At 69.8% G+C, this 12,007-nt stretch carries 13 protein-coding genes and 1 pseudogene; 5 read left to right on the plus strand and 9 right to left on the minus strand.

What is annotated here, in order from left to right:
• Window positions 1-1,542, minus strand: a 1,542-nt coding sequence (locus ACFC1F_RS39905) for an ABC transporter ATP-binding protein (RefSeq protein WP_376166252.1), incomplete at its 3' end; no start/stop codon positions are given.
• A 562-nt stretch (window positions 1,543-2,104) separates the two neighbouring features.
• On the opposite strand from ACFC1F_RS39905, the gene ACFC1F_RS39910 reads away from it, so the two are divergent.
• Together ACFC1F_RS39910 and ACFC1F_RS39915 are read left to right on the plus strand one after the other, a co-directional pair.
• Entirely contained in the window at window positions 2,105-2,677 is a 573-nt protein-coding gene (locus ACFC1F_RS39910) for a hypothetical protein (RefSeq protein ID WP_376166254.1), read from the plus strand.
• Window positions 2,678-2,681: 4 nt separating this feature from the next.
• Window positions 2,682-3,251, plus strand: coding sequence for a DUF6529 family protein (locus ACFC1F_RS39915; protein ID WP_376166256.1), 570 nt, complete (start codon window positions 2,682-2,684; stop codon window positions 3,249-3,251).
• A gap of 297 nt (window positions 3,252-3,548) precedes the next feature.
• Here the strand turns inward: ACFC1F_RS39915 and ACFC1F_RS39920 are convergent, their stop codons facing one another.
• On the minus strand, window positions 3,549-4,442 hold the full coding sequence (locus tag ACFC1F_RS39920; RefSeq protein ID WP_376166257.1) for a siderophore-interacting protein: 894 nt from the start codon (window positions 4,440-4,442) through the stop codon (window positions 3,549-3,551).
• Window positions 4,443-4,534: 92 nt separating this feature from the next.
• Here ACFC1F_RS39920 and ACFC1F_RS39925 point away from each other — a divergent pair, with 92 nt between their 5' ends.
• On the plus strand, window positions 4,535-5,326 hold the full coding sequence (locus ACFC1F_RS39925) for a TetR/AcrR family transcriptional regulator C-terminal domain-containing protein (protein WP_376166259.1): 792 nt from the start codon (window positions 4,535-4,537) through the stop codon (window positions 5,324-5,326).
• Window positions 5,327-6,161: 835 nt separating this feature from the next.
• Window positions 6,162-6,299 (plus strand): annotated as a pseudogene (locus ACFC1F_RS39930) (IS5/IS1182 family transposase); the annotation flags it as partial.
• A gap of 40 nt (window positions 6,300-6,339) precedes the next feature.
• Here the strand turns inward: ACFC1F_RS39930 and ACFC1F_RS39935 are convergent.
• Both ACFC1F_RS39935 and ACFC1F_RS39940 read right to left on the minus strand, forming a co-directional pair.
• A complete protein-coding gene (locus tag ACFC1F_RS39935; RefSeq protein WP_376166260.1) occupies window positions 6,340-6,744 on the minus strand; it encodes a RidA family protein in 405 nt (134 codons plus the stop codon).
• A gap of 213 nt (window positions 6,745-6,957) precedes the next feature.
• Window positions 6,958-7,482: a hypothetical protein gene (locus ACFC1F_RS39940; protein WP_376166262.1), complete on the minus strand. Its 525-nt coding sequence runs from the start codon at window positions 7,480-7,482 to the stop codon at window positions 6,958-6,960.
• Window positions 7,483-7,706: 224 nt separating this feature from the next.
• Here ACFC1F_RS39940 and ACFC1F_RS39945 point away from each other — a divergent pair, with 224 nt between their 5' ends.
• Window positions 7,707-8,351, plus strand: a complete 645-nt coding sequence (locus ACFC1F_RS39945; protein WP_376166263.1) for a suppressor of fused domain protein — start codon at window positions 7,707-7,709, stop codon at window positions 8,349-8,351.
• Between the two features lie 26 nt (window positions 8,352-8,377).
• On the opposite strand, the gene ACFC1F_RS39950 is transcribed toward ACFC1F_RS39945, so the two are convergent.
• The 5 genes from ACFC1F_RS39950 to ACFC1F_RS39970 form a co-directional block, all read right to left on the minus strand.
• On the minus strand, window positions 8,378-9,841 hold the full coding sequence (locus ACFC1F_RS39950; protein ID WP_376166265.1) for a hypothetical protein: 1,464 nt from the start codon (window positions 9,839-9,841) through the stop codon (window positions 8,378-8,380).
• 5 nt (window positions 9,842-9,846) lie between these two features.
• Window positions 9,847-10,173 carry a helix-turn-helix domain-containing protein gene (locus ACFC1F_RS39955; RefSeq protein WP_376166267.1) on the minus strand — a complete coding sequence of 109 codons (327 nt, stop codon included), beginning with the start codon at window positions 10,171-10,173 and terminating at the stop codon, window positions 9,847-9,849.
• Window positions 10,173-10,499, minus strand: coding sequence for a tyrosine-type recombinase/integrase (locus ACFC1F_RS39960; RefSeq protein WP_376166269.1), 327 nt, complete (start codon window positions 10,497-10,499; stop codon window positions 10,173-10,175). The genes ACFC1F_RS39955 and ACFC1F_RS39960 overlap by 1 nt, the downstream gene beginning before the upstream one ends.
• A gap of 21 nt (window positions 10,500-10,520) precedes the next feature.
• Window positions 10,521-11,291: a hypothetical protein gene (locus ACFC1F_RS39965; RefSeq protein ID WP_376166271.1), complete on the minus strand. Its 771-nt coding sequence runs from the start codon at window positions 11,289-11,291 to the stop codon at window positions 10,521-10,523.
• A 326-nt stretch (window positions 11,292-11,617) separates the two neighbouring features.
• Entirely contained in the window at window positions 11,618-11,848 is a 231-nt protein-coding gene (locus ACFC1F_RS39970) for a hypothetical protein (RefSeq protein ID WP_376166272.1), read from the minus strand.
• Window positions 11,849-12,007 lie beyond the last annotated feature (159 nt).

A 12,007-nucleotide genomic window follows, 5' to 3' on the forward strand; every position in this document is an offset into this window, starting at 1 on the left:
GGGGGCGATGGCCTGTAGCTGGGGGTGCCGGCCGTAGTGCTGTCTGCGTTTCTGGCAGACCACTGTGTCGTCGCGGTCGGGCAGCGGGAGGATGATCGCGGGGGGGCGGCGCCCCGGGGGGCCCGCGACGATGTCCGCGTCGCTCACGCCCGGGCGGCCGTAGGCGATGTTCTCCCGTACGGTGCCGTGGATGACCAGGGCCTCCTGGAGCAGCACCGCGACGTTGTCGCGGAGGTCGGCCAGGCGCAGCTCGCGCAGGTCGCACCCGTCGATCCGGACCGCCCCGTGCTCGGGGTCGTAGAAGCGCAGCAGCAACTTGGCGATCGTCGACTTTCCCGCGCCGCTCTCACCCACCAGAGCGACGATCTCGCCCGCATCGACGTGGAACGAGACGTCCGAGAGCGCCCACCGGGGCGCCGGCGGGTAGCGGAAGAAGACCCCGTCGAGGGCGACATCACCGCGCGCACGGCCGAGCCGTGCGGGGAACGCCGGCTCGGTGACCTGGGGGCGCTGGTCGAGGAGCTCGATGATCCGCTCGGCGGCGGCGGAAGCCGAGAAGAAGGTGTTGCTGAGCCGGGACACGCCGCGGATCGGGCTGTACAGCCTGCTCAGCAGCGTCAGGAAGACCATCAGCCCGCCCAGCGTGAGCCGCCCGTGCGCCAGCTCCCACGCGCCCAGCCCCATCACGACCAGGACGCCGAACAGCTCCAGGACGTCCACGAGGGGCGAGAACAGCGCACGGATCCGGGTTGCCGCCATGGCGGCCCGGTACCTTCCGAGGTTCTCCCGCTCGAACCGCTGCTGCTCCCAGCCCCGCCGGTTGTAGGCCTGCACCAGGGCGATGTTGCCGAGCGTCTCCTCCGTGACCGCGCTGATCGTGCCGCTGCGCCGCCGCCTCTCCCGGGAGGCCGCCTTGACGAGACGCGAGAACCGGCTGGTCATGAACCAGAAGACCGGCGCCACGACCAGGGCGACCAGGGTCAGCTCCCAGCGCAGGTAGAAGAGGACCGCGAGGAAGATGCCCAGCTGGGTGACGTGCGCGATGGCGTTGACGATGCCGGAGAGCAGGAACGTCTCGACGGCGTCGACGTCGCCGGTCAACCGGGACAGGACGTCGCCGAGCCTGCGGCGCTCGAAGAATCCGAGGGACAGGCTCTGCAGGTGCCGGAACAGGTCCGAGCGGAGGACCACCAGGAATCGCTCGCTGACCCAGGCCGACGTGACCTCGTCGGCGAACCTCAGGATGCCGGCGACGATCGTCAGCCCCACGTACGCCAGCGCGATCGGCACGAAGAGGGCGAGCCTTCGGGGAACCAGCACGTCGTCGATGACGATCTTGAAGAGCCAGATGCCGGCCGCGTCGACCACCGGGGCGAGCACGATGAAGACGAGCAGCAGGGCCAGCCAGCGCCGGCCACCCCGGGTGTACGGCCAGAACCGCCGGAACACCTCGCGCAACGCAACCGGCGGAGCGGCGGCGACGATCGTCTCGTCCCGCTCCGAAGCCTCACCGACGGCCACCAGCCGCCGCAGTGACCACACGCTGCGTGTCCTTGCCTCATGAAGACGGCCGGGCACCGAGAGTGCCCGGCCCTTGACGGAGTGATGGGCACCGTCAGTGCCGCGAGCGCGTCGAATGACGGCGGCGACGACGACGGTGGGTGGTCTTCGAGGTCCCGGTCGGCTTCGCGGAGGTCCGCTTCCGCGGACTGCCCACCGCCGGAACCAGGCTGCTCAGCATGCCCATAGTTCCAACCTTTCTGGCACCCCCTATGTGCTGATACGCACGGGGCGGCCGAGCGGTTCAGGCGCATACGAAGATTCTTCGGAATTCTCGTGCCCGCCGACAGGACCCCACCGGCAGGACCTCGGCAGCCGGCAGGACCTTGGCAACCGACGGGACCTTGGCAGCCGACGGACTCTGGCAGCCGGCCCGAGGCGGGCGGACTGCCGCGAACGCCGGGCCATCGGCCATCGGGGCTAAGACCCGTCCTCCCTTCCGCCGACGTGCGCGCGTGCCGGGTGGACCTGGCGGGTGCGCACGGGTCGAAGTGGTGGCATCCCCAACCGTCCTGACCGGAGAGAGCCGATGAGAACCTCCCACATGGCAACCGCGGCGGTCGCCATCGCCACACTGATCACCGCGGCGTGCGGCGGCTGCTCCAGCAGCACGAAGACGACGACCGCAGCGAGCACGCCGCCTCCGACCGCTTCCGCGACCGCCAGCGCCAGCGCCAGCGCGAGCCCGAGTGCCAGTGCGAGTGCCACGGGAACGGGCAGCGCCAGTCCCAGCGCCGGCGCGACGGGCGGCGGCACCGTCGTCGCGGGGGCCACCATCGGCAAGTTCACGGACATCCTGGTCGACTCCCAGGGCAAGACGCTGTACCTCTTCGAGAAGGACACCTCCACCACGTCGACCTGCTACGACGAGTGCGCCGCCGCGTGGCCGCCCGCCCTCACCACGGGCGCCCCAACTGCCGCGCACGGCGCCGACCAGGCCAAGCTCTCCACCACCACCCGTACCGACGGCAAGACGCAGGTCGTCTACAACGGCCACCCGCTCTACTACTTCGAGGGCGACAAGGCCCAGGGCGACACCAACGGCGAGGAGTCGAGCGCCTTCGGAGCGAAGTGGTACGTGGTCAACGTGGACGGCAACAAGGTCGAGGGCGACTGAGTCCGTGTACGGCGTCGAGCGTTCTCCCCACAGCCCCCGGTGGGTCCGCGGCACCCTCTGGGCGCTCCTTCCGGTGGCGGTGACCGCGGGTCTCTACTGGTACGGCCGGGCGCACACCCCGGACTACACGAGCGCCCTGTTCGGACTCCGCTTCGACGACGCGAACCGGCTCAAGGCCCAGCTGGGCAGCGCCCTGCTGGGCCTTGCGTTGGTCCAACTCCTGCTGGCGCTGTGGATGTACGGCCGACTGCCCGGCCTGCCTGCCGCGCGCCCGTGGACCAGGACCGCGCACCGGATCGGCGGCCTGGCCACCTTCCTGCTCTCCCTCCCCATCGCCTACCACTGCATCACCGCCTACGGGGTCCAGCTGACGAACAGCCGGGTGGCGCTGCACTCACTCGCCGGCTGCTTCCTCTACGGGGCGTTCGCCGCCAAGGTCATCGTGGTCCGCCACCGCCGCCTGCCCGGCTGGGCACTGCCCCTGGCCGGAGGCGTCCTGGTCGTCACGATCGCCCTGCTCTGGTACACCGCCGCCTTCTGGTACCTGAACGACTACGGGGCACCGGGGCTCTGAGCCGACTCAGAGCCGGCTCTGCCTCCCGCTCCCCCACCTCGGCTGCCGGTACCCGGGCCCCGCAGGACTGAGCTTCTCGGGCCGATGTCCGTCCGTTCCGTCGTCGGGGTCCGGTGGGCCGGGAGCGCCGGACCTCCGGAACCGGAAGCCGTGCAGCAGCAGGACGAGCGGCCCCTCCCGCCCTGGTCGGCGCGAGGTGCAGCCGGACTCCCCCGGCACCCGCCGATCGCCACCGATCCGCGCCGATCACGCCAGCACGCCAGCAGCTCCTGCACGCCGGTTCCCCGTCAGCCCCTGTCAGCCCCCGCCGCCCCCGTCACCCCCGGCCTGAGCCTCCACCTGAGCCTGGGCCAGCATCTCCTGCGCGTCGGCGAGGTCCTCGGCGGTGGGCGCGTCGTCCTGGGTGAGGCGGTGACGCCAGTATCCGGCGAACTCGACCGAGGCCTTGGCCCACCCGCGCTCCCCGACCAGGTGACGGCGCAGCGCCCGCACCGCGGAGGCCTCGCCCGCCAGCCAGGCGAACGGCGTGCCACCCGGCAGCCCGGCACTCCGGACGGCCTCGGTCAGCCGCTCACCCGGGGCGACGCCGTCGCGGTGCAGCCAGTGGACGGTGAGGTCGGCACGGGTGTCGAACGACTGACGCTCGGCCGCGTCCGCCACCTCCAGGAAGGCCACCGCCGGAGTGCCGGCGGGCAGCGCCTCCAGCAGTGTGCCGACCGCCGGGAGGGCCGTCTCGTCGCCGACCAGCAGCACCCAGTCGGCCCCGGCGACGGCGGCTCCGAGCGGCTCCGGCCGGGCGTACAGGTCGGACGGACCGACCATGCCGAGCCGGTCCCCGGGCAGCGCGCGGGCCGCCCAGGCGCTCGCCGGGCCGGCGTCGCCGTGCAGCACGAAGTCGACCTCCAGCACTCGGGTACCGGGCCGGCGCCGGCGGAGGGTGAAGCTGCGCATCCAGGGCCGTTCGGCCTCCGGGATCGCCAGGTAGGCCTGATACCAGCTCATCGGATCGTCGTCCTGCGCGGGCAGGACGGGCTCCTCCTGCCCCGCCCTCGGGAAGCAGAGCTTGACCTGCTGGTCGGGGGCGCGGCCCACGCTCTCGGCGAGCGACTCGGCCTCGAAGGTGATCCTAGCCATGCGCGGGGTGATCCGCTCGACCCCGACGACCTGGACGAATGTGACGGGCAACGGCATGGTCGACCCTTCCGGTTCGGGCTCCACTGATAACCTTACGGCATAAAGAGTTACCTCGGGCAGGATACTTTACGCTATAAGGAGTTGTCCTCATGACCGTCTTCGCCGGACAGGGCGACGCCCACCGCTCGATGTCCCTGCTCTGGGGCGCGCCGGACCGCCCCCGCCCCGGGCGCAGCGGCCCCAAGCCCGGACTGAGCGTGGAGGCGATCGTTTCCGCCGGGATCGCGGTGGCGGACGCCGAGGGCATGGCCGCGCTCTCCATGCGCGCGGTCGGCGAGCGGCTCGGCCGCACGGCCATGGCGCTGTACACCTACATCCCGGGCAAGGGCGAGCTGCTCGACCTGATGCACGACCGGGTGCTCGCCGAACTGCCCACCTCCTACGACCTCGGCGCCGGCTGGCGGGCCGCCGCCACGGCCTGGGCCGAGGACGCGTTCGCCTGCTACCTGCGCCACCCGTGGGTGCTTCAGATCTCCCAGGCCCGGCCGGTGCTCGGTCCGGCCGAGCTCGGCGCGATGGAGGCGCTGCTGCGGATCCTCACCGGGGCCCGGCTGACGCCCCGGCAGCTGCGGGGCGTGGTCGCCGCGCTGTGGCAGCTCGTCCGCGGCATGGCCCGGACGGCCGCCGAGGCCCGTGCGGCCGCGGCCGCCACCGGCGTCCCCGACGAGGAGTGGTGGTACGCCCGCTCGGCCCAGCTCACCGAGCTGGCACCGGACTTCGCGGAACGCTTCCCCCTCCTGACCTCCCTGGAGAGCGGTGACGCCGCCGCCCCCGAGGCGGGGGACGGCAACGGCACCCACCTGGAGGCCCAGACCCGGGAGGCCTTCCGCACCGGCCTCGCCGTCCTGCTGGACGGCGTGGAGGCGGCCACCGCCGGCTGACCCTCCGTTCCGGCACTCCGGCGCGAGCGCCCTATTCGGTCCGAACCGACGGCCAGTGCGACGCCCATGACGACCAGGACGACGTAGCCGACCGTCCGGTGGTCGTCCGGCACCAGGTGGCGGACGAAGCCGAAGACGTGCAGGCCCCACAGGTGGTCGGAGGGCAGACCACTGATGCCTCCGCCGACCAGGACGAAGCCGATGAAACCGAGCAGGCTCTTCATGCGGTCGAGGTCAGAGAGGCCGCCCGGCGTTGGGATCCGACTTTCGGCGCGGCTGTGCGACATTCCGTGAGTTCCACTGAGCCCGCTGAGTTCCTGGGCCTGTGGCCAGGATGCACTACCGCAGGAGACCGACCCCCCATTCCGGACGCGCGGAGGACGGTGGTGCCCCGCGCAAGCCGCCTCCTGCACCGGCCTGGCACCCGGATCCCGGCTGGCAGCAGCTACCGCTGTTCGCACAGATCCCCCGTGACTACAGCCGGCTCGCCCCGGCCGACGCCGACCTGACCAGCCCGTGGCTGGCCTGGGGAAAGTGCCTCGCCCACCGGCTCGCCGAGACCCGAGGCTGGGGACGCAACATCCGCTTCGCCGTCAACCGCGGCCCGGCCCTCGTCCTCACCGGACACGTCGAGGGCGACGTCATCCGGCACACGGAGATCCTCACCCCGCTGCGGGCCCTGGACCTGCCGGTCGGCCACACCGTCACGGTCCTGGACGAGATGGGGATCTTCGAGGACGACAGCGAACCTCCTTCGAACGCTGGCTCGCCGAAAGGCTGGAGGGTCTCGCACCCGGCATCCGCTCGGAGGCCGAGCGCTGGACCCGCGTCCTGCCGGCTGAGATCCCCCGGCGAACGCGCCTTCGCCCAGTTGAAAGCCTGGCGGCTGCTACGACGAGCCAGATGCTCCACCCGCCTTGTCAGCACCATCGTCCAAGCCGTCCACACGCTGCTGACCTGCAACTATTCAGGATGTAAGAGGTTCACTGAAGGAATCAGGCCGGCCTCCTCACCTATGGCTTCACATCGAGACGCACGAGCGCGCCGATCTCCACGAGTTGGTCCGGCAGTGCCAAGTCGGAAACGCCCATGACCGTGCTGGCGGGCCGGTGCTCCCCGAAGTACTCGGCGTGGAGGCGTGCTGTCGGGTCGAAGTTCTCCCGCAGGTTCCTCACCAGAACCGTGGTCTCCGCTATCTGGCCACGCTCGGCCCCGAATTGCCTCAGCACCAGGTCCAGATTCTCCAGCGTGGTGCGGACCTGCAGTTCGAAGTCGCCGGCACCCACGAAGTTGCCGTGACGGTCATGAGACAGCTGCCCCGACACATAAACCGTGTCACCGACCTGAATGGCCTGACTGTACCCGTAAAACGACTCCCACGGCATGCCGAACCCGAATGCCTTCACCTGAGAACTCATGACTCACTCCCTTGATACAGCGCGCGGGACCGTCAGTTGCAGACAGGCCCCTTGCACGTAGAAGTTACGGGTCTGAACAAACGATGCTTGTCTGGCAGAGCCGTCGAAGTGTTCTCTGCAGGCACAAACACCCTCCAGCAGAGGACGAAAGAGGCTCAGTGAAATCTGCTTAACGGTCCACGCCTTTGCTGAGGATGAGCACGCCAGGCACAGTCAGCATCCGCGGCTGATCGGCGGAGACGATGTCAGGGCGAGGGCAGCGTTCCGCAGCTGGGCCGCCCACGTCTGCTGGTCAAGCCCCAACGTGTACTCGATGCAGCAATCGCACTGCGGGATCAGCGCCACGAACGATTGCTCCGCCGCGGTCTCGACATCCGTCTCCCACCAATCGTCCGTCGCCAGGTCAGCGGGAGTTGTCCCTCCATCGATGAATCTCACCGCCATCCGGCGCAGAGCGTGGCACCGCGCCAGGCCCCGATCCGGCCCCCGGATCCCGGACTCGGCAAGTGCTTGCTCGAACGCGTCACGAATGTCGCGGGCATCCGCGTTGCGAGGCCAACCGGCGAGCTCGCACAATGTCGGGGTGTCCAGTCCGACTGCGAGCGCCTCAGCAGCGATCACCGGCAGATCTTCCGGGCGTATCTCATCCGCCTGATAACGGCACGCCACCTCACCCAAAGATGTGAGCCCACTCTGCATGGAGGCTTCCGGTTCCGGTGTCGTTCCTTCTGCTCTCATGACTCCTACGGTGTCAGGACCGTTTCCAGGGAAGGCACCCAGGGGCGGGCCCGCTCGGCACCTGCCCCGCGTGTTCGCCTGAACCCGGAAGCCGAACCCACGAGAACACGACCATCCATCCTCGGGTTCCCGCGAAAAGACCTTCAGTTTCCGCGAACTCGCGGGCCTCTCGGGGGTCGAGACTGGTAGGCACGCATGTTCCGGTGTCGCGTATTCGGCGGCTCATGCCCCAAGCCGTAACGCTGGGTAAGAGGGCAGGCCGGCTGGTTGTGTTCTGGCATGATCGCGCGGTGAATGATGCGAGGCTGCTGGCGGCGGAGGCCGTTGAGTCACATGTTCGGGCGTACTTCGAGGGGCATTCTGTGGAGGTCGTCGCCTGCGACCTTGGGCCGGAACGGCGCGGGGCTGTGCCCGACCTAAGGGTCCTCGTCGTGGGCCCCGGTCCGCGCAGCGACAGCTGGGCCTATGTGACCGCAGGTTGCTGGGGCGTGATGGAGAAGGAAGGCCATGGGCTTGAGTTCGTCATGACCGCTCACGTCCGCGACCAGCGGTTCATCGACCTCCTGACCATGATCGCCTACTACCACGGCGGAGGGCATCAGCTCGATCTGGAGCACAGCATGCCGATCGGTGAACCGTGGGTACCGGGCTCGGCCTGCGACCACCTGCTGATCAGCCTGCCTTATCTCCACGGGCCCGATCTTGAGCACTGCCCGCTGCCCGGGGGGCACATCCGTATCCTGTGGACCCTGCCTGTGACGGCCGCCGAAATCGAGTTCCGTAGACGCGAAGGTCATGAGGCGTTGGAGCACCTCTTCGACGATGCGGAGATCATTCCCACTGATCCTTTCCGGGCATCTGTGGTGTGAGGCGCTGGTCAGGCCGTTCATGGAGGTCACTGTGTGTGGTCGCCGGGGGCGTATCGGCTCCAGGTGCCCCCGGACTCGGTGACGAGCCTGGTGGCGGTTTTGTCGTGGTAGCCGAGGGCCTTGGCGATGACCGGAGCGGGGGCCTGGAGGACGAGATGCCGGATGGCGGAGGTGCGGGCTCGTTGAGCCGGGACACCGAGGTCACGGAGGGGGCCGAGCAAGCTGGTCGGGTTCATCGGCTGGCCCGGGCGGCGGCCGGGGAAGAGCCAGCGGGTGGAGAGGTTCACCGCGGGTGTGTGGGCCGGGAGCGACCGGAGGTAGTCCCGAACGAGATCGGCGACGGGCTCGGGCAAAGGCGAGGGCGGGTCTCCGAGCCGGAGGTGGACCTGCTGGCCGTCGTCCAGGATGTCGTCGGTCGTCAGGCGGACGATGCGGGTGAGGGGTTGGGCGAACAGCAGGACGAGACTGGCAGCGACCCGGATTCTCAGCGGGGCGGAACCGTTGCCGAGGGCGCGACGCAGGGTGGCCAACCGCTGGTGTTGGCCCATGGGTTGTGGGTTGGTCGTCGCGCGGTAGGGGATCGTCAGCCGGGGCATGCGGCGTGTGTCCATGCACCAGCGAAGGAAGGGTTGTGCCGCGCGGCGGGTGGCGTAGTTCGCGGCGTGCCAGGCGTCGAGATCAGCTTGGGTTGCCGTCGCCGGTGTGCTGCCTCGTTGGGTGAGCCAGGTGAGGAAGGCGCCGGCCTGGGTGGTCTGCCGGCGGTGTTCGCTGACGGTGCTGACGCTCAGCGGGCCGGAGTCGGCCTTGGTCCGCAGCTTGCGGAGCTGGTGCCAGTGGGCGAAGTGCCGCAGGAGCTGTTCGTGTTCGGGGTCCGTGGCCGTCGCGAGGCGCTCGGCGAGCCAGCGCTGGAAGAGCAGGAGGCGGCGGTCCTGGCGGGGCAGGGCGCCGCATTCCATGAGCAGGTCGCGCAGGTAGGCGGCGGTCCGCCAGTTCGGAACCTGCTGGATGGCCTCGTGGGTGAGGGCGGTGTTGCCGGTGGCGAGGTCTCTCAGCAGCGCGGGGACCTGTGGGTTGTTCAGCCAGACGAGGCGGCCCTTGGGCCGGTCCATCCCGACGAGCAGGTCGTGTAGCGGGAGCAAGCGCGGGTTGGGGCGGCCGGTGCCGTCGTCCAGGATGCTGATCAGCCTGCTGGAGAGGGTGCAGCGTTCGCAGAGTCGGCCGCCCAGGAGCAGGCCCTCGAAGCCGCAGCGGCTGCAGAAGAAGTCGCGGGTGATGCCGGCGCAGTCCCGGCAGAGCGGTTGGCCTTGATCGTCGCGGCCGGGCAGCAGCCGGTCGGTGCCGCAGCCGGGGCAACGGCCCCGGACACGCATAGCCCGCTCCAGGCAGGTGCGGCAGATCGGTCCGTCTGACCAGTTGGCGGACTTCGCTGCCCGTCGGCCGCAGCGGGCGCAGTCGCGCAGGTGCCAGCGTTCGTACTGTTCGGGTGTCATGCCGGTCACCCTTCGTCGGTGAGTCGGACCCGTGTCGGTCGGCGGGCGGCGAGGTTGATCGGTGCGTCCTGCCCGGCGGTGCGGCGCAGGCGGACGTTCTCGGCGGAGGTGGGGATCAGGTCGCTGGCGGTGCAGTCGAGGATGTCGCAGAGCGCGGCGAGCACCGGCAGGGACAGCCGCTCGGGGGTGCCGGAGACGAGCCGGTGGACCTGGGAGGCGGACAGGGTGATCCCGCGTTCGGCCAGGTGCGGCATGAGTTCGGGGACGGTGAACATGCCGCGGGTGGCCATCAGCTCGCGCAGGCGCCACCGGTAGGTGATCTGGCGGGGCATCACGAAGTCCTTACCGGCCGCATCGCGGCCTCAACGGTGGCGTCCAGGGCCCGGCGCAGGGTGCGGGTGCGGAAGTCGGAGGAGACGCAGGTGTAGATCGCGGTTGTGGAGGCGTACTCATGGCCGACCTGCTGCTGGACGAACAGCGGATCGTAGCCGTCCTCGATCAGGTGGGTGATGTACGACCTGCGCAACGAGTGGAACTCCAGCGCCGGGTCCAGGCCGAGCGCGTCACGGTAGGCGGCGAAGCGGGAGTCCAACCGCTGGAGCCCGATCCGTGGCCCTCGCTCGGAGGGCCACAGGGCGGGCCCGTGCGCGTGCCGCATGGCGGGCCGCACCTCGGTGACTCACTCCTCGATGACGACCGGTGTCCACTGCCAGACGGTCAGCACGCTGCGGCGCTTGGGCGGTGACCCCTTCTTCGCCTTCCCGTGTCGCACCATCAAGGTGCCGTAGTCGCCGAACTCCCGGCCGTGCGGGTTGGGGCCGAAGTCGACCTCGTCGAGCATGCGGCTCTCGTTGCGGCGCAGGCCGTAGCCGTAGGCCGTCTTGAACAGCGCCGCGTCCCGGAAGGCCGGCAGCCAGCCCTTGCGGCCCTTGCCCCGGACGCGTACCACCTGCTCGTCGGCGTAGTCGAAGAACGCCTCCAGCTCGGGCCGGGTAAAGGCGCGGCGCTCGGGTTCGCCCTCGCCTTCATCGGCGTGGACCGCCGCGTTCCAGTCGTGGACCACCTGGACCGGGTGCGTCCCGAAGCGCAGCAAGCACTCCTCCGACCAGCTGTACGCCGGATTGGTCACGAAGTCGCAGAACTGCCTTACCGCGCCTTGGTAGTTGCGCACCGTCGAGCGCGCGCAGCCCCGCACCGAGCGGAGGTCCACCGACCACTCCTCGACGTGCTGGGGCGCCCACTCCCACGGCAGCCCGTCCGCGTGACGGGCGAACGCACGCACCGTCCGCTCCTGGTCGCTGACGTAGCCGAACGACAGGTTCCTGGCCAACTGCTGGTTGCGCCAGCCGGCCAGCATCGCCTCGAAGACCTGCTCCTCCGGGCGCAACAGCGGCAGGCCGTCGACCAAGTGCAGTCGTGCCGAGCCCAGCACGAGGGTTTCTCCACCCATCCGATCACTCTCCGTCCATCGCATTCGACGCGAGAATCTCGCATCGGATGCGAGCGGTGAGAGTTTTCCCAGGTCAGTCCCTCAAAGGAGTGAAGGAGCCGGTCGGCGACCGTCCGGTCCGGTAACGTCCGGCGAAGGTCCCTGGCTGACCGTCCGGCCCAGGTAAGTGCCCCGATCCTGTGTCGCGCGGCGGTTGTCCAGGTTCGGCATCGCCAATTCGCATCAGCCGCAATTGGCGTCGGTGGGAGTATCCGAACGGAAAATAGCGGTAGGCGTCAGGTCATGGATCCAGGCCGAAGACCCTGCGCCACTTCGACGCCTGATCGTCAGCCCGGGCGTTTGGCCATGACGACCAGACCGGGGCCGCTGTATCCCGTCGGGGGGAGCCGCAATTCGGCGACCGGGTTCAGGCCGGCCTGCTCGATCAGATTGACGAGTTGTTCCGGCCGCCACTTGTGGGTCGTCCAGCGGACGGGTACGCCTCCGTAGGCCTCGGTGCGCACCGCGTCCTCGTCGCCGACGTGTGTTCCGATGATGAAGTGTCCGCCTGGCTTCAACGCGCGTGCGTGCGCGCATGCTCCGCCGACGCCACGGCCCTGCGCCCCACCGGCAGGAGCCCCCCCCCGTTACCTTCTTGGTGGCCCTGAAACGGGGCTCCTGGCCTCCGGGTCCGGCATGACTGTTGCCCCCTGTCGATCGCATGACCTGGGGGGTGG

This window comes from Kitasatospora sp. NPDC056181 (assembly GCF_042266225.1).
Classification (GTDB): Bacteria; Actinomycetota; Actinomycetes; order Streptomycetales; family Streptomycetaceae; genus Kitasatospora.

Bases quoted from the DNA above. Each gene is read 5' to 3' on its own strand.
- ACFC1F_RS39935 (WP_376166260.1), bottom strand. From the start codon at position 6,744: ATGAGTTCTCAGGTGAAGGCATTCGGGTTCGGCATGCCGTGGGAGTCG.
- ACFC1F_RS39950 (WP_376166265.1), bottom strand. From the start codon at position 9,841: ATGACACCCGAACAGTACGAACGCTGGCACCTGCGCGACTGCGCCCGC.
- ACFC1F_RS39925 (WP_376166259.1), top strand. From the start codon at position 4,535: ATGACCGTCTTCGCCGGACAGGGCGACGCCCACCGCTCGATGTCCCTG.
- ACFC1F_RS39920 (WP_376166257.1), bottom strand. From the start codon at position 4,442: ATGCCGTTGCCCGTCACATTCGTCCAGGTCGTCGGGGTCGAGCGGATC.
- ACFC1F_RS39945 (WP_376166263.1), top strand. From the start codon at position 7,707: ATGCCCCAAGCCGTAACGCTGGGTAAGAGGGCAGGCCGGCTGGTTGTG.
- ACFC1F_RS39955 (WP_376166267.1), bottom strand. From the start codon at position 10,173: ATGCCCCGCCAGATCACCTACCGGTGGCGCCTGCGCGAGCTGATGGCC.
- ACFC1F_RS39960 (WP_376166269.1), bottom strand. From the start codon at position 10,499: ATGCGGCACGCGCACGGGCCCGCCCTGTGGCCCTCCGAGCGAGGGCCA.
- ACFC1F_RS39940 (WP_376166262.1), bottom strand. From the start codon at position 7,482: ATGAGAGCAGAAGGAACGACACCGGAACCGGAAGCCTCCATGCAGAGT.
- ACFC1F_RS39965 (WP_376166271.1), bottom strand. From the start codon at position 11,291: ATGGGTGGAGAAACCCTCGTGCTGGGCTCGGCACGACTGCACTTGGTC.
- ACFC1F_RS39910 (WP_376166254.1), top strand. From the start codon at position 2,105: ATGGCAACCGCGGCGGTCGCCATCGCCACACTGATCACCGCGGCGTGC.